Source organism: Streptomyces mayteni, assembly GCF_054783955.1.
The window spans coordinates 35,003-51,546 of the sequence record NZ_BAAGPR010000055.1 but is presented as its reverse complement, the minus strand read 5'-3'; the positions used below and the strand labels follow the sequence as shown (position 1 = coordinate 51,546).

The 16,544-nt window shown below is 74.9% G+C and carries 13 protein-coding genes; 10 read left to right on the top strand and 3 right to left on the bottom strand.

The window, feature by feature from the left end:
• The 7 genes from ACYVPE_RS23120 to ACYVPE_RS23090 form a co-directional block, all read left to right on the top strand.
• The coding region (locus tag ACYVPE_RS23120) for a nitroreductase family protein (RefSeq protein ID WP_461035600.1) at positions 1 to 575 on the top strand (575 nt) is incomplete at its 5' end.
• A 17-nt stretch (positions 576 to 592) separates the two neighbouring features.
• Entirely contained in the window at positions 593 to 3,430 is a 2,838-nt protein-coding gene (locus tag ACYVPE_RS23115; RefSeq protein WP_461035599.1) for a lantibiotic dehydratase, read from the top strand.
• On the top strand, positions 3,427 to 4,482 hold the full coding sequence (locus ACYVPE_RS23110; RefSeq protein WP_461035598.1) for a lantibiotic dehydratase C-terminal domain-containing protein: 1,056 nt from the start codon (positions 3,427 to 3,429) through the stop codon (positions 4,480 to 4,482). The genes ACYVPE_RS23115 and ACYVPE_RS23110 overlap by 4 nt, the downstream gene beginning before the upstream one ends.
• On the top strand, positions 4,479 to 5,579 hold the full coding sequence (locus ACYVPE_RS23105) for a metalloprotease (protein WP_461035597.1): 1,101 nt from the start codon (positions 4,479 to 4,481) through the stop codon (positions 5,577 to 5,579). The genes ACYVPE_RS23110 and ACYVPE_RS23105 overlap by 4 nt, the downstream gene beginning before the upstream one ends.
• Positions 5,580 to 5,611: 32 nt before the next feature.
• On the top strand, positions 5,612 to 6,613 hold the full coding sequence (locus tag ACYVPE_RS23100) for an ABC transporter ATP-binding protein (protein WP_461035596.1): 1,002 nt from the start codon (positions 5,612 to 5,614) through the stop codon (positions 6,611 to 6,613).
• The gene (locus ACYVPE_RS23095) at positions 6,610 to 7,365 is read left to right on the top strand and encodes an ABC transporter permease (protein ID WP_461035595.1); all 756 of its coding nucleotides are present in this window, start codon (positions 6,610 to 6,612) and stop codon (positions 7,363 to 7,365) included. The genes ACYVPE_RS23100 and ACYVPE_RS23095 overlap by 4 nt, the downstream gene beginning before the upstream one ends.
• Entirely contained in the window at positions 7,362 to 9,281 is a 1,920-nt protein-coding gene (locus tag ACYVPE_RS23090) for a TOMM precursor leader peptide-binding protein (RefSeq protein WP_461035594.1), read from the top strand. Before ACYVPE_RS23095 ends, ACYVPE_RS23090 begins: the two co-directional genes overlap by 4 nt.
• Positions 9,282 to 9,327: 46 nt before the next feature.
• Here the strand turns inward: ACYVPE_RS23090 and ACYVPE_RS23085 are convergent, their stop codons facing one another.
• Positions 9,328 to 9,504 carry a thiazolylpeptide-type bacteriocin gene (locus tag ACYVPE_RS23085; protein ID WP_132821261.1) on the bottom strand — a complete coding sequence of 59 codons (177 nt, stop codon included), beginning with the start codon at positions 9,502 to 9,504 and terminating at the stop codon, positions 9,328 to 9,330.
• Between the two features lie 153 nt (positions 9,505 to 9,657).
• Between ACYVPE_RS23085 and ACYVPE_RS23080 the strand changes: the two genes are divergently transcribed.
• Positions 9,658 to 10,950: an amidohydrolase gene (locus ACYVPE_RS23080; protein ID WP_461035593.1), complete on the top strand. Its 1,293-nt coding sequence runs from the start codon at positions 9,658 to 9,660 to the stop codon at positions 10,948 to 10,950.
• Here ACYVPE_RS23080 and ACYVPE_RS23075 read toward each other — a convergent pair.
• Positions 10,891 to 11,886 carry a helix-turn-helix transcriptional regulator gene (locus ACYVPE_RS23075; protein ID WP_461035592.1) on the bottom strand — a complete coding sequence of 332 codons (996 nt, stop codon included), beginning with the start codon at positions 11,884 to 11,886 and terminating at the stop codon, positions 10,891 to 10,893. The two genes, ACYVPE_RS23080 and ACYVPE_RS23075, sit on opposite strands and share 60 nt — an antisense overlap.
• A gap of 220 nt (positions 11,887 to 12,106) precedes the next feature.
• A complete protein-coding gene (locus tag ACYVPE_RS23070) occupies positions 12,107 to 12,808 on the bottom strand; it encodes an SGNH/GDSL hydrolase family protein (RefSeq protein ID WP_461035591.1) in 702 nt (233 codons plus the stop codon).
• A 54-nt stretch (positions 12,809 to 12,862) separates the two neighbouring features.
• Here ACYVPE_RS23070 and ACYVPE_RS23065 point away from each other — a divergent pair, with 54 nt between their 5' ends.
• Together ACYVPE_RS23065 and uvrA are read left to right on the top strand one after the other, a co-directional pair.
• Positions 12,863 to 13,504 carry a TetR/AcrR family transcriptional regulator gene (locus tag ACYVPE_RS23065; RefSeq protein WP_461035590.1) on the top strand — a complete coding sequence of 214 codons (642 nt, stop codon included), beginning with the start codon at positions 12,863 to 12,865 and terminating at the stop codon, positions 13,502 to 13,504.
• Between the two features lie 165 nt (positions 13,505 to 13,669).
• A complete protein-coding gene (gene uvrA / locus ACYVPE_RS23060) occupies positions 13,670 to 16,540 on the top strand; it encodes an excinuclease ABC subunit UvrA (RefSeq protein WP_461035589.1) in 2,871 nt (956 codons plus the stop codon).
• The last annotated feature ends 4 nt before the right edge of the window (positions 16,541 to 16,544 follow it).

Here is a 16,544-nt window from a genome sequence, read left to right as displayed (position 1 = left end):
CCCGCCGCAGCAGCTTCGGCCGCTTCGCCGCCGCACAACGGCCGCTGCCGGTCGCGGAGTTGGCCGCCCTGTTGGCGGCCGCGGCCGCCGGGGCGCGGCTCGGCGGCGACGCCGAGGCGGCCGGCGCCGACGCGCTCGCCCGGGTGTACGCGTTCGTCAACCACGTCGACGGCGTGGAGCCCGGGGTCTACGCCTACGAGCCGGGGGTGAACGCGCTGCGCCCGGTGGTGGACGGCGCGCCAGGGCCGTTCCTCCAGCGGAACTACTTCCTGGCCAACTACAACCTGGAGCAGGCCGCCGCCGTGCTGGTGCCGACCATCCGCACCCACGCCGTGCTCGACGCCGTGGGCGACCGCGGCTACCGGCTGGTCAACGCGATGATCGGCGGCGTCGCGCAGGCCACCTACACGGCCGCCGCCGCCCTGTCGACCGGCTGCGGGGTGGCCCTCGGCTTCGACAACATCTCCTACCGCGAGGAACTCGGGCTGCTGGACACCGACGAGCAGGCGCTGCTGATCATGATGGTCGGCGCCGAGCGGCCCGCGCCCGCCGACTTCCGCTTCGAGATCGCGTGAGGGGCGGGGAGGAGCCGATGGGCGAGGAAAGGCCCGAGGCCGGCTGGGAGTTGGGCGAGCTGTTCACGGCCCGCGTCGCCGGGCTGCCGCTCGACGTGGTGCGCGGGCTGCGGGCCCCGGCGAGCCGGGCCTGGGCGGACGAGGTGCTCGACGCGGCGGGCCTGTCGGCCGCGACCGGCGAGCGGGTGGCCGACCTGCTGCACGACCTGGTCGGCAGCAACGAGGACGAGGCCGCCAGGCGCGCGCTGCTGCGGCTGCGCCGCGAGGTGTTCAACAACCGGCGGCCGCGCGACCCGGAGGCCGACCTGGCACTGGTCGCGGGGCTCGACCCGGCGGCGGCCGAGGCGCTGGCCGACTGGCTGGCGGCCAGGGAGCTGCTGGCCGACCGCGAGGCGGCGGGCCCCGGGCTGCTGGCCGAGGAACTCCAGTACGGCCGGGCCGAGTTGCGTCGGCTCGCGGCCGACCCGCGGCTGCGCTCCGGGGTGCTGCTCGCCTCGCCGCCGCTGGACGCCGAGCTCGACGCGTTCCTCGCCGCCGCCCCCGAGAAGGGCGGCAAGCGGGCCAGGAAGACGGAGCGGTCGCTGCTGGCGTACCTCTACCGGACGGCGTGCAAGACCAGCCCGTTCTCCACCTTCACCGGCGTCGCCCTCGGCACCCTGCACGACGCCGGGGACGCCGCAAGGCCCCTGGACGGGCTGGGTGAAGTCCGACGCGGCCCCGTGCCCCGGCCGGGGCACGGGGCCCTGCCCCGGCCGGCTCCGCCACGTGGGCGCGACCGGCCACCCACAGCCCGCGGCTACCCGCCCGCACAACCAGCGGAGCACCTGGCGCTGGCCGGGCCCTGGACCAGCCACCCCAGGCTGAACGTCCTCGTCCTCGGCCGGGTCGCGGAGGCCGTGGTCGCGGAGCCCGGCCGCCGCGCCGACCTGCCGGTGGCGCCCGCGCCGGGCTGGGGCCGGGAGGACGACCGGGTGCGGTACGTGCGGCGCTGGGTGACGGCCGGCGACGACGACACCGCCGTCACCTTCGACACCGTGCGGGACCGGGTGTTCTTCCTGCGCCGCAGCGGCGTCCTGGAGCGGATGCTGGCGCTCTTCGGCGAGCGCCCCGGGCTGCGCTACGGCGAGTTGGTGGGCTGGCTGGCGGCCGACCGCGGCGAGCCGGCGGCGGACGTCGAGCGCTATCTGGCGGCGCTGGTCGAGGTCGGCATGGTGCAGGTGCCCTCGCTGTCCACCGGCGCCCACGACACGGACCCGCTGCGCGCCTTCCAGGAGTCGCTGCGCGCCCTGGAGCGGCCCTGGGCGATCCGCACCGCCGCCGCGCTCGACGGTCCCGCCGACTGCCTGGCCCGCTACCCGGCGGCCTCGCCCCCCGAGCGGCGCGCGCTGCTCGCCGAACTGCGCGAGCGACTGGCGGACGTGCAGCGGGAGTTGGGCGTCGAGCAGCCGCGGGTGCCGCGCACCGTGCTCTACGAGGACGTGACGGCCCCCACCGTGTCGGCGTCCCGCGCCGCGTTCTCCGCCGCGCTCGCCGAGCCGCTGCGGTCCATCGAGCGGGTGCTGCCGGCCTTCGACCTGACGCTGCCGCAACGCCTCACCCTCAAGGGCTTCTTCCTCGCCAGGTTCGGCGCCGGCGGCCGCTGCGACGACCTGCTGCGGCTGATCCACGACTTCCACGAGGACTTCTTCGACCAGTACCTGTCGTTCACCTCCCGCCGGCCACGTTTCGACGCCGAGGGCCGGCACACGCCGGAGGAGAACTGGCTCGGCCTGCCGCAGCTGAAGGCGCTCGACGCGGCCAGGCAGGTGTTCCAGGACGGGGTGCGGGCCCGCTGGGCCGAGCACCGGGACAGCGGCGGCAGCGAACTCGTTCTGGACGAGGCGCTGTTGGCGGCGGTGGCCGCCGAGCTCGAACCGCTCCCCAAGGGTCTTGAGCTGTACAGCCACCATGTGCAGCTGGCCGCGGCAGGCCCCGGCGAGCCGCTGGTGGTGCTCAACCGCTCCTACGGCGGCCTGTCGTTCCCGTTCAGCCGCTTCACCCACTGCCACGACGGGCTGTCCACCCGGCTGCGGGAGAGGGCCCGCCGACTCCAGCCGCCGGGCGCGGTGTTCGCGGAGGTCACCGGCGGCCCGGTGACCAGCAACCTCAACCTGCACGGGGAGCTCACCGACCACGAGATCGTCTGCCCGGGCGAGACCAGCTCGGTGCCGGCCGACCGGCAGCTGCACCTGGCCGATCTCTCCCTGGTCCACGACCGGGACGCGGACCGTCTCGTGCTGCGCTCGGCGCGCCTCGGCCGCGAGGTGGTGCCCGTCTACCTCGGCTACCTGGTGCCGCTCGCGCTGCCCGAGGTGCCTCGCACCCTGCTGCTGCTCTCCCCCACCTCGATGTCGCCGCTCGACGTGTGGGGCGGCATCCCGGCGGGACCCGAGCGGGACGGCGTGACCCACCGGCCCCGGGTGCGGCACGGCCGGCTGGTGCTCGGCAGGCGCGGCTGGACGGCGCCGGCCACCGCGCTGCCGCCCCGCGCGACGGGCGGCGGGGACGCCGACTGGTACCTGGGCTGGCGCCGTTGGCGCCGCCACCACGGCCTGCCCGAGCGGGTGTTCGCCACCGTAAGCGACGGCGGGGCGCGCGGCGCCACGGGCGCCAAGCCGCAGTACGTCGACCTGGAGAGCCCGCTGTCGCTGCTGGCCTTCGAGGGTCTGGTGCGCCGCCCGGAGGCCCGGGTGGTGTTCCGCGAGGCGCTGCCCGACCAGGAGGGGCCGCTGCTCGGCTCGGAACAGGGCGCGCACGTCACCGAGTTCGCCGTCGAGACCGTGCGGGTGCCGCACGTGGAAGGGAGCGCGTCGTGAGCGAGCCGACTCAGGCCCCGGGGGCGTGGCAGGCCGTGCACGTCTACTACGCGGCCAACCCCCGCCCCCTGCTGCTGAACTGCGTGCGCCCGCTGGTCGCCGAGCTGGAGCGGGACGTGCTGCTCGACGGCTGGTTCTTCATCAACTACTGGCTGGAGGGCCCGCACGTCAGGCTGCGGCTGCGGCCCTCGTCCCCGGCCGCCGAGGGCGAGGTGCGGCGACGCGCCGAGGAGGCGATCGACGAGTTCCTCGCCCGCCGCCCGGCGCTCTACGAGGTGGACTCCGGCTTCCTCAACGAGTTCTACAACCAGCTCTTCGACATCGAGTTCAGCCCGGCCGAGCGCGTCGACTACCTGGACGCCGAGGGCCGGATGAACCTGCGGCCGAACAACTCCCGCTCCTGGCTGCCCTACGAGCCCGAGTTCGGCAAGTACGGCGGCCCGGCCGGCGTCGCGCTCGCCGAATGGCACTTCCGCCAGTCGAGCGAGCTGGTGATCGACGCGTTCCGCACCAAGAACCTGCACCTGCGCACCGTGCTGCTCGGCACCTCGGCCCAGCTGATGACGGTGATGGCCGCCTGCTTCGTCGCGGAGGACGAGCCGCTGGCCGACTACCTGGACAGCTACTACGCGTTCTGGCACCGCGCGTTCCCCGACACCGGCTTCATCGGCAGCGCCGAGTACGAGCGGAAGGCCGACGAGGTCGGGCCGCCGCTGACCCGCTGGTACGAGCGGATCCGCGGCGCGGTGCAGGCCGAGGACCCGGGGCTGCTGCCCGACTTCCTGGGCCGCTGGGTCGAGCACTGCACCGAACTCGCCGACAAAGCAGGTGAGTTGGCGGAGCGCGGGGAGCTGGTGTTCCGCTCCTGGGACGGCGAGCGGGAGGAGCCGGTCACCGACCGGCACGAGGCGCTGGTCCGGCTGCTCTCCCCCTACATGCACATGACGAACAACCGGCTGCACGTCACCATCCAGGACGAGGCGTACCTCTCGCACGTCCTGGGCCGGGCGCTCCGCCGCCGGCTGCCGGCGCCCGCGGGCGGCGAACGGTGACCGCGCCAGGGCACTCGCTGGCCGGCCTCCGCCCCCGGCTGCGCCCCGGCGTGCTGATCAGCGACCCGCTGCTGCTCGGCCCCAGGACCGTGCACCTGGTGAAGGAGCCGGCCGGCGGCCGGTCGTTCGAGGTCGGGCCGCGCGAGCGGTTCCTGATGGCCAGGATGGACGGCAGCCGCACCCTGGACGAGCTGGGCGCGGAGTACGCCGAGGCGTTCGGCAGGCGGCTCGGCGACGCCAACTGGCGTCAGCTGCTCGCCCTGTTGGGCGGCCGCGGCCTGCTCGACGGTGCCCCTGCCGCGCCGAAGGACGCCGTGGAGCGGCCGGCCAACGGCCTGCTGCGCGGCAGCGTGCGGCTGGTCTCGGACGCGCACGCCACCGCGGGACGGCTGCACCGGACCGCCGGCTTCCTGCTCGCACCCGGCTGGCAGGCGGCACAACTCGCGCTGCTGGGCGGCATGTTGGCGCTGTTCCTGGCTCGGCTGCCGGAGCTGGTGGACGGCGCGGCCACGGTGTTCACCAACCCCGTGCTGCTGCTCGCCGTGGCCACCGCGCTCTGGTTCAGCACCGCGCTGCACGAGCTAGCGCACGCGGTCGCCGCCCGGCACCACGGCGGCCGGGTCGGCGAGATCGGCCTGCGCTGGCGGCTGCCGGTGGTGATCATGTACTGCGTCGTCGACGACTACCCCTACCTCGGCACCCGCCGGCAGCGGATCGTGGTCGCCGCGGCCGGCGCCGTCACCAACCTGCTGTTCCTCACGCCGTTCTGCGTCTGGTGGCTGCTGGCGCCCGCCGGCGACACCCGCGAGGCGCTGGCCGGGCTGCTGTTCCTCGGCACCCTCCAGGCCCTCGCCATGCTGGTGCCGCTGCCGCCGCTCGACGGCTACACCATCGTCGGCCAGGTGCTGCGCGCCACCCGACTGGCCACCTCGAGCCGGGAGTTCCTGACCCTGGCGGCCCGCCGCGACCCGGCGGCCGCCGGCTACCCGCGGGAGGCCAGGCGGGCCTACCTCGGCTACGGCCTGTGCGCGGTGCTGGCCGGCTGCCTGCTGCTCGCCGCGCTCGTCCTGCTCGTCCACGCCCTCCTGGTCACCTGACCCCCACCGTGCCATCCGAAGGAGAGATCCCCGTGCCCCACCCACCCGAGACCGACGGCGAGGCGCCGCCGCCGGCCGTCGTCCTGGCCGACGTGCGCAAGAGCTACGGCGCCGTCCGGGCCGTGGACGGCATCTCGTTCACCATCGCCCGGGGCGAGTTCTTCGGCCTGCTCGGCCCGAACGGCGCCGGCAAGACCACCCTGATCGAGATCATGGAGGGGCTGCGGCAGGCCGACTCGGGGACGGTCAACGTGCTCGGCGCCCGGCCGTGGCCGCGCGACACCGCGCTGCTGCCCAGGCTCGGCGTGCAGACCCAGTCCTCCGCGTTCTTCGTCCGGCTCACCGCGGCCGAGCACCTACGGACGGTGGCGGCCCTCTACCGCGCCGACCGGGCGGCGGTCGACCGCACGCTGGCCACCGTCGGCCTCACCGAGCAGGCGGACGTCCGCGTCGAGGACCTGTCGGGCGGCCAGCGGCAGCGGCTCGCCATCGCCTCGGCGCTGGTCCACGACCCCGAGCTGATCTTCCTCGACGAGCCGACCGCCGCCCTCGACCCGCAGGCCAGGCGCGGCCTGTGGCGGGTGCTGAGCGACCTGAAGCGGGCCGGCCGCACCATCGTCTACACGACCCACCACCTGGACGAGGCCGAGGCGCTCTGCGACCGGGTGGCGATCGTGGCGAGCGGCCGGGTGACCGCCCTCGACACCCCCAACCGCCTCGTCGCCCAGGGCACTTCGGTGACCAGGCTGCTGGTGCCCGCCGAGCGTCTCACGGTGGCCGCGGCCAGCGCGCTGCCGGGCGTCCGGCACGCCGAACTCGACGGCGACGTCGTGGTGTTGGAGACGCTGGACGCCGGCCCCTTGCTGGCCGAGATCGCCGAGATCGCCGGCCTACAGGGCGTGCGGACCCGCACCGCCAGCCTGGAGGACGTCTATCTGCGCCTGACCGACCTCAGCGCCGACCAGCACCCTGGCGACGAGCGGGCCGCCGGCGAGCGGCCGGCGGACGAGCCCATCGAACGGAGCAGCACATGAGCGCCTTCGCCGCGCTGGGGGAGGCCGGCTACCGGGCCTACACCCGGGACAAGACCACCCTGTTCTTCACCTTCGCCTTCCCGCTGCTGTTCCTCGTCGTCTTCGGGCTGATCTTCAGCGGCCAGGACGTCGAGCAGAGCGGCCGGCCCTACATCAGCTACATCGCGCCAGGCGTGCTCTCCTGGGGCGTGGCCAACGCGGCCGTGTTCGGTGTCGGCTTCACGCTGATGCAGTGGCGGCGGGACGACATCCTGCGGCTGATCAGGATGACCCCGACCCCGCTCTCCGCGATCCTCGGCTCGCGCTACGCGCTGGCCGTCGGCATCGGCGTGGTGCAGGGCGTGGTGTTCGTGGCGGTGGCGATGCTGCCGATGTTCGGCCTCGAACTCTCCGGCGGCTGGCCGCTGGCGGTGCCGCTGCTGGTGCTCGGCGTGACCGCGTTCCTGGCGCTCGGCGCGATCGTCGGCTCGTTCTCCCGCACCCCGGAGGCGGTGGCCGCGGTCGCCAACTGCCTGATGGTGCCGATGGCGTTCCTCTCCGGCTCGTTCTACCCGCTGGACGCCATGCCGTCCTGGCTCCAGACGATCTCCGTGGTGCTGCCGCTGCGCCACCTCAACGACGGGATCTCGGCCGCCCTGACCGGCTCGGGCTCCGGCACGGACATGGGGCTCGCCGCCGCCGGACTCGTCGCGTTCGCCGCCGTGTTCGGCGCCGTCGCCTTCCGCACCTTCCGCTGGAGCGACCGGACGTGACGACCACCGCCACCGCGCCGCCACCGCCCCTGGAGGCCGCCCGCGGCCGGCTCCAGGCGGCGCTGCGCGCCCGCTGGGCGGCGGCCGGCCATGGCCCGGGGCCCGAGCCCGTGGTGGTGCCGCTCGGCGCCGCCGACGTGCTGACCGCCGACCCCGCGGCCGACCCGCTGGCCGCCGCCCGCCCGGGTGCCACCTTCCACCTCTCCTCCCGGGCGGTGCTCGTCGGCCCCTGGGGCGGCACCCGGGCCGCCTGCGGCCGGTGCCTCGGCATGCGCTGGCAGCGGCTGCGCACCCGCTCGGAGCGCGAGCCGCTGGAGGCCGGCTGCCGCGAGCCGGCCGGCGCCACCGGCTGGCCGGTGCTCACCCCGCACGCCGCCGACGCCGTGTGGGCGGCGGCCCGCGCCGTCGCCGAACGCGCCACGGCCGGCGCCGAGTTGCCCCGGGTCACCCGGGTCGACCTGGGCACCCTCGCCCTGGTGAGCTTCCCGCTGCTGCCCGAACCGCTCTGCCCGCACTGCGTCACCCCGCGCCCCGACCGCCCGGCGGACGGGCTGCCGCCGCTGACCGACGCGCCCAAGCCGGCGCCCGGCAGCTACCGGGTGCGCTCCGCCGCCTCGTTCGCCCTCCCCGACGCGGCGCTCGCCAACCCGGTCTGCGGCGTGCTCGGCGCCCGCACCCACCTCAACCCGACGTCCACCACCACCGCCCCCATCTCGGGCAGCAACTTCGTCCGCGGCTACGCCGGCCTCAACGACGTCACCTGGAGCGGGCAGGGCGACAGGTACGACACCAGCCGAACCCTCGCCTACCTGGAGGGACTCGAGCGCTACGCGGGCACCCACAACCGGCGCGGCCTCACCCCGGTCACCGCCTCCTACCGGGAACTGCTCGCCGACCCGGGCCGGGGCGCCGTCCTCGACCCGGCCGACTGCGGCAGCTACCCGCCCGAGACCTACCGGGACGACCCGCTGGTCTCCCCGTTCGACCCCGACCGCCCGATCCCCTGGCTGCACGGCTGGTCGCTGCGCGACGAGCGGCCGATCCTGGTGCCGGCGCGGTTCGTCCACTACGGGGCGGGCGTCGAGGCCGACAACTTCGTCTTCGAGTGCTCCAACGGCTGCGCCACCGGCGGCCATCCGGCCGAGGCGGTGCTGCACGGGCTGCTGGAACTCGTCGAGCGCGACGCGTTCCTGGTCGCCTGGTACGGGCGGACCCGGCCCCCCAGGATCGACCTGTCGACCTGCCGCGACGCCGGGATCAGGGCCGCCCTCGACCGGGCCGCGCTGCTCGGCTACGACGTGCACGCCTTCGACACCAGGGCCGGTCTGACGGTCCCGGTGGTCACCGCGCTCGCCGTGCGGCGGGACGGCGGCCTCGGGCTGCTGTCGTTCGGCGCGGCCGCCGGCTTCGACCCGGAACAGACGGTCGCCGGCGCGCTCAGCGAGGTGCTGACCTACATTCCGCACCTGCCGTTCCAGGTCCGCGAGCGGCAGGCCGAACTGGAGGCGATGGCCCAGGACTTCGGCCTGGTACGGCAGCTCAAGGACCACGCCCAGCTCTACGGGCTGCCGCGGATGGCGCGGCACGCGGCGGCGTTCCTCGAACCGTCACCGGCCAGGCCGATCACCGAGGTCTTCGCCGACTGGGAGGCGGTGCGGCCGCGCACCACCGACCTGCTGGACGATCTGGCGCGGCTGCGCGACGAGTTGGCCGGCGCCGGGCACGACGTCATCGCCGTCGACCAGACCGCGCCCGAGCAGCGGGCGGCCGGCCTCGCCACGGTGGCCACCGTCGTCCCCGGGCTGCTGCCGCTCGACTTCGGCTGGCACCGGCAACGCGCCCTGCGGATGCCCAGGTTGCACCGGGTCGGCGGCCCCACGGCCGGCAACGACCCCGCGCCGCACCCCTTCCCCTGAGGGGAGCCGGGGTACGGCGCGGAGGACGATCAGGGGCAGGCCCGAATCAGGCGCTGCAGGAGGTGGTGCTGGTGGTGCTGGAACAGGTGGAGGTCGAGGAGCAGGAGGTCGAACCGGCGAGGACGACCTCGGCCTCGTCCGAGTAGTCGGAGATCTCGAAGGTCTCCGACTCCAGCTCCAGGATCTCGTCGGCGAGGGTGGCGAGCTCGGGCTTCTTGGACATGGTTCCTCCTCGGGGGACGAAGTGCGGGCGCCGGATGCTTCCGGCGGTGGCCCGGCACGGATCCATTCCAGCGGCAGCCGCTGGCAGCCCGCCCCCGCTTCCGCTGTCAGCCCGCTGACACCACCTGTCAGCAGACCGAAGGAGAACACCCACGTGTCCGTGCCGCCCGTACCGGCCGACGTGCTCAGGGCCGCCGTCGAGCTGTACCTCGAACTCCACACCCGCCCCGAGCCGTCGGGCGCCGAGGAGCGCACCGCGGCCGGGCTCGCCGACTGGCTGCGCGCCGACGGCTACCAGGTGCACACCGGGCTCGGCGGCCACGGCGTCGCCGGCGTGCTGCGCCGCGGCGCGGGACCGACGGTGCTGCTGCGCGCCGAGTTGGACGCGCTGCCGGTCACCGAGCTGACCGGGCTGCCGTACGCCAGCGAGGTGCCGGGGCTGATGCACGCCTGCGGCCACGACCTGCACCTGGCCGCGCTGGCCGGCGCGGCCCGCCTGCTGGCGGGGGCGACCGACGGCTGGCGCGGCACCGTGGTGGTGGTCGGGCAGCCGGCCGAGGAGACGCTGACCGGGGCGCGCGCCATGCTGGACGACGGCCTCTACGAGCGCTGCGGCGTGCCGGACGCGGTGCTCGCCCAGCACGCCGCCCCGCTGCCGGCCGGCACCGTGGCGCACGCCAGGGGCGCGGTGCTGGCGGGCAGCCGCACGCTGGAGGCCGTGCTGCACGGCTCGGGCGGCCACGGCGGCACCCCGCACCTCACGGTGGACCCGGTGGTCGCCGCGGCGGCCGCCGTGCTGCGGCTCCAGGCCGTGGTGTCGCGCGAGACGGCGCCGGCCGAGCAGGCCGTGCTGACCATCGGCCGGCTGCGCGCCGGCGAACTGGCCAACGTGGTACCGGACCGGGCCGAACTCGCCCTGAGCATGCGGGCGTTCGGCGAGGAGACGCTGGACCGGATGGCGGCGGCCACCCGCCGGGTGCTGCGCGCCGAGAGCGAGGCGTCCGGCTGCCCGCGGCCCCCGGAGCTCACCGAGGTCGGCCGCTCCCCCGCGCTGGTCCCGGACGCCGGGCTGACGGCGGACGTCCGCGGCGCGCACGCGGAGGCGCTCGGCGCCGGCCGGGTGCTGGAGTGGCAACCGGCCACGGCCACCGAGGACTTCCCCTGGTTCGGCCCGGCCGGCGCCGGGCTGCACGGCGGTGAGCGGGTGCGGCTGGCGTACTGGATGCTGGGCACGGTGCCGGCCGCCCGCTGGCGCGCCGCGCTCACCCCCGGCGGGGAGCCGCTGCCGTCCAACCACTCGCCGGCGTTCGCGCCGGACGTGAGGACGGCGCTGCCCACCGGCGTCCGGGCGCTGACGCTCGCCGCCCGCCACGCGCTGGGCGCGGGCTCAGATCCAGCCGCGCTCGCGGGCCAACAGGGCGGCCTGGGCCCGGGACGACGCTCCTAGCCTGCGCATGACATCCGCAATGTGGCGTCGATAGGTGCGCACCGAGACGCCGAGGTCGCGGGCGCCGGTCTCGTCCTTGCCGACCGTGCACATCAGGGCGAGCACCCGCAGCTCCGCCTCGGAGAGGTCGGAGCCGCGGTCCGCCGGGTCGCGGAGTTCGAGCGGGACGTCCTCGGCCTGCTCCCAGATCCGCTCGAAGAGGCCGAACAGGCTGGCCACCAGCACCCCGCCGTGCACCACGAGGGCGCCCCGGGTGTCGTTGCGCGGGTCGAGCGGCATCAGGGCGGCCCGGCGGTCGTAGACGACGACGTGGTCGGACATCTCCCTGGCGACCCTGATCCGGGCGCCGCGCGAGGCGAGTTCGCCGAGGTAGCCGGCGGTCGGCTGGTGTTCGAGCGCGTCGCCCCGCACCACCACCCGCCGCCGCACCCCGCGGCTCAGCGCCCGGAAGTCGCGGGCCCCGCACTGCCCCACCTGCTCGGCGGAGAGCCGCACCCGGGGCTCGGCGGAGACGATCTCCTCGCGGGCGAAGAAGGCGAGGTCGTCCATCCGGCCGCGTATCTCGCTCGAGTCGTCGAGCTGTTCGACGCCCTGGGCGGTGGTCGGCCGCCGGTCCGTCTCCGCGCGTAGCGTGGCCAGCACGTGTCGGTACTGGGTGACGCGGTGCATCTCCTCGTAGATCTCGCGCAACCGCAGCTCGGCGAGGCGGGCCAGCGCGGTCTCGGGATCGGTGGCGACGAGGCGGCCGGCCGTGTCTCCGGGTCTGAGCAGGCCGAGCCTGATCAGCCTGGCCAGCGCCGCGCCGGCCTCCTCGCAGCCGACGCGCAGCAGCAGGTGGAGGTGGTCGGCGCGGGTCTCAGGGTGACGGAGGAAGTGGCGGTACACCGCCTCCTCGACCTCGGAAACGCCGAAATCCGCCATCTCGTGGGTCTGCACGTCTGACACTCCTGGTCGGGGCGCCCGGGGGACACGGGCGTGGGGGACGGTGGGGGCAGAGACCGGAATGGTGCCGTGAACGACTCGGAATCCCGTTGTACCTGCCCGCTCGGCCATGACACTGAACACCCGACCGCCACCCCGGGCCAACGCCCGTCGACACCGCGGTGAACACTTCCCGCCCCCGCGAACCGGGCCGCCCCTCGCCGCCCTCGGAGTGTCAGCCCGCGTCGAGCACCGTGGCCACCGACGCCGCCACCGAACGGCCCCAGGCCCGGTGGCCGGCCGGGCTCGGATGGAAGCGGTCGGACGCCAGGCCGACGGTCGGGCTGATCGGCAGGGCGCCGACCGGCAGATGGGAGACGTCCGTCTCGCGGGCCGCCACCCGGCGCAGCTGGGCGTCGAGCCGGCGGGCGTAGACCCCGAGCGGCCAACGCCCCCACAGCGGCAGGGCCGGGAAGCGGTGCACGGGCGGCAGCCCGACGAGCATCACCGGCACGTCGCGGCCCAGCCGGTGCCGGATCGACCCGACCAGGGCCACCACGTCCCGGCGGAAGGCGGCCGGCCGGCGCAGTCGGATCGCGTCGTTGGCGCCGGCCACGACGAGCACCAGGTCGGGCTGCCAGCGGCGGGTGGGGTCGGTGAGCTGGCCCAGCTGGCCGGCGCGGATCCGCCGCGCGGTGGCGCCGCGCCTGGCCACCACCCGCCAGGAGACCGGGCGGCCGGTGAGGGCGGCGAGGCCGGCGGCCACCTGGCCGGGCAGCGCCTCCTCCTGGGTGGCGGCCCCGACGCCGGCGGCGACCGAGTCCCCGATCATCACCACCCGCAACACGGGCCCCGCGCCGGGCAGTTCACCCCCGCCGGCGCCGGCCGCCTCGGGCAGCCGCGGAATGCCGGCGGTCAGCCGTCGTGAGACCCACATGACCCCACCTCCATAACACTGTTATGTCCTCATGACACCGTTATGCTGACGGCCGTGTCAAGCCCGGTCGCCACCCGTCTCCTCGCCGCCGCCGCCCGGCTGTTGTCGGAGGAGGGGCCAGCGGCGCTGACCACCCGGCGGCTGGCCAGGGAGGTCGGCGCCTCCACGATGGCCGTCTACACCCACTTCGGCTCGCTGCCCGACCTGGTGCGCGCCGTGATCCACGAAGGGTTCCAGCGGGTGTCGGAACGGCTCCGCGCGCTGCCGACCACCGACGACCCGGTGGCCGACCTGTTCGAGGAGTGCCGGGTCACGGTGGAGTACGCGCGGGCCGAGCCGCACCACTTCACCGTCATGTTCAGCGGCTCGCCGCTGGCCGGGTTCCAGATGTCGGATGACGACCTGCGGATCGGCGCGCACGCGCTGCGGATCGCCAGGGACACCGTCGAACGCTGCGTCGCCGCCGGCCGGTTCAGGCCGGCCGAGCCGTGGCTGGTGACCCGGCACCTGTGGTGCCAGATCCACGGCCTCATCCAGCTGGAGCGGGCCGGCTACTTCGGCCCGGCCTTCGTGCCGCCCGGCACCCCCTATCTGGAGACCCACCTGCGGGACTTCGCAGTCGGCGCCGGCGACACGTTGGAGGCGGCCACCGCCTCCGTGGCACGGCTCCAGCCGCGCGGCGAGGCCCCGCGATAAGGGCGATTCGCCGCTCCCGTCGAATTCCGTTGCCCACACTTTCGATCCGCTTGTCAAGCGCGATATTCACCACACCGGATATTCGGCGAACAGGCGCCTTAACACGCGATCACGCGGTGCTAGCGTGGATTCCATCCACCACTTCAGGGACGGGGTTTTCACGCCGTGGGAAATCAGCTCGTCGTCAAGGGTGCCCGCCAGCACAACCTGCGGGACGTCTCGGTCGAGCTGCCGAGAGACGCCCTGATCGTATTCACCGGAGTATCCGGGTCCGGCAAATCCAGCCTCGCATTCGACACCATATTCGCCGAGGGGCAGCGGCGTTACGTCGAATCGCTCTCGGCCTACGCGCGGCAGTTCCTCGGCCAGCTCGACAAACCGGACGTCGACGCGATCGAGGGGCTGTCCCCGGCCATCGCCATCGACCAGAAGACGTCGAGCCGCAATCCGCGCTCCACGGTCGGCACCGTCACCGAGGTCTACGACCACCTGCGGCTCCTCTACGCCAGGATCGGCCGGCCGCACTGCCCCGAGTGCGGCGAGCAGGTCAGCCGGCAGACCCCACAGCGCATCGTGGACCGGCTGCTCGCCGAAGCCGCCGGGCCCGACACGGTCGGGGGCACGGGCGCCCGCTTCCTGCTGCTCGCCCCCGTCGTCCGGGACCGCAAGGGCGAACACGCCGAGGTCTTCCGCCAGTTGTCGGCCGACGGCTTCAGCCGGGTCCGGGTGGACGGCCGGATCCTCCCGCTCGCCACCCCGCCGGCGCTCGACCGGCGCCGCGCCCACACCATCGAGGTGGTCGTGGACCGCGTCACCGTCAGGACCGGCATCAGGCAGCGGCTCACCGAGTCCGTGGAGACCGCGCTCGCCCTGGCCGGCGGCATGCTGCGGGTCGCGTTCCCCGACCGGGCCGAGAACTCCCCCGACCGGGAGCTGGTGTTCGCCGAGCGGCTGGCCTGCCCGCGCTCCCACGAGCTCGGCCTCGAATCGCTCGAACCGCGGCTCTTCTCCTTCAACGCGCCCTGGGGCGCCTGCCCCACGTGCACGGGCCTCGGCTCCCGTCTCGAGGTCGACCCCGAACTCGTCGTCCCCGACGAGGAGAAGTCGCTGGCCGGCGGCGCCGTCGCGCCCTGGACCAACACCAGCGGCGCCGACTACTTCGCCCACCTGCTCGACGCGCTCGCCGCCGAGGTGGGCTTCGACACCGCCACCCCCTGGCGCGAACTCCCGCCCGACGTCCGCCACATGGTGCTGCACGGCACCGACCGCCGGCTCCACCTCGGCTACCAGAACCGGTTCGGCCGCCGGCGCGACCACCTGGCCAGGTTCGAGGGCGTCGTCCCGCACATCGAACGCCGGCACGCCGAGGCCGAGAACGGCGGCGTCGGCAGCCGGTTCGCCGGCTACCTGCGCGAGACGCCCTGCCCCGCCTGCCGCGGCGCCCGGCTGCGGCCCGCGGTGCTCGCGGTCACCATCGGCGGCCGCTCCATCGCCGAGGCCACCGCCCTCCCGCTCGACGAACTCGACGCGTTCCTCGGCTCGTTGCCGACCTCCCTCACGGACACCGAACGCCGGATCGCCGGCGCCGTCCTCGCCGAGACCGCCGAGCGGCTGCGCTTCCTGCTCGACGTCGGCCTCGACTACCTCTCCCTCGACCGCCCCGCCGCCTCGCTCTCCGGCGGCGAGGCCCAGCGGATCCGGCTCGCCACCCAGATCGGCACCGGCCTCACCCGGGTGCTCTACGTGCTGGACGAGCCGTCCATCGGCCTGCACCAGCGCGACAACCAGCGGCTGATCGCGACCCTGCACCGGCTCCGCGACCGCGGCAACACGGTAATCGTGGTGGAGCACGACGAGGCGACCCTGCGGGCCGCCGACTGGGCCGTGGACATCGGCCCGGGCGCCGGCACGCGGGGCGGCCTGGTGCTGCACTCAGGACCGGTCGCCGAACTCGCCGCCCACCCCGAGTCCGTGACCGGCGCCTACCTCTCAGGCCGGCGCGCGATACCCGTCCCCGCCGAGCGGCGGCGACCCACCGAGGGCCACCACCTCACCGTGCACGACGCGTCGGAGCACAACCTGCGGGGGCTCACCGTCTCGTTCCCGCTCGGCCTGTTCGTCGCCGTCACCGGCGTCTCGGGCTCCGGCAAGTCGACGCTGGTCGACGACATCCTGCGCACCGCCCTGGCCAGGCGGCTGCACCGCGCGCACCAGGCGCCGGGCCGGCACCGCGACCTCACCGGCGTCGAGGCGCTGGACAAGGTCGTCCAGGTCGACCAGGCCCCCATCGGCCGCAGCCCGCGCTCCAACCCGGCCACCTACACCGGCCTGTTCGACCAGCTGCGCCGGCTGTTCGCCGAACTCCCCGAGGCCAGGGTGCGCGGCTACCAGCCGGGCCGCTTCTCGTTCAACCTGAGGGGCGGGCGCTGCGAACCCTGCCAGGGCGACGGCACGGTGCGCGTCGAGATGAACTTCCTGCCCGACGTGTACGTGCCGTGCGAGGTGTGCCACGGCGCGCAGTACAACCGCGAGACGCTGGAGGTCCGTTACCGCGGCCGGTCGATCGCGGACGTCCTCGCCATGACCGTCGACGAGGGCCTCGGCTTCTTCGACGGCCACCCGGTGCTCTCCCGCCACCTGCGCACCCTGCGCGACGTGGGCCTCGGCTATGTGCGGCTCGGCCAGCCCGCCACCACGCTGTCCGGCGGCGAGGCGCAGCGCGTCAAGCTCGCCGCCGAACTCCGGCGCCGCACCCGCGGCCGCACCCTCTACGTGCTGGACGAGCCCACCACCGGCCTGCACGTCGCGGACGTGCACCGGCTGCTGACGGTGCTGCAACGCCTCGTCGACGGCGGCGACACGGTGGTCGTGATCGAGCACGACCTCGACGTGATCAAGTCGGCGGACTGGGTGATCGACCTGGGCCCCGAGGGCGGCTCGGGCGGCGGCCTGCTCGTCGCCGAGGGCACCCCCGAGCACGTCGCGGCCCACCCCCACTCCCACACCGGGCGCTTCCTCCGCCCGCTCCTCGGCTGACGGC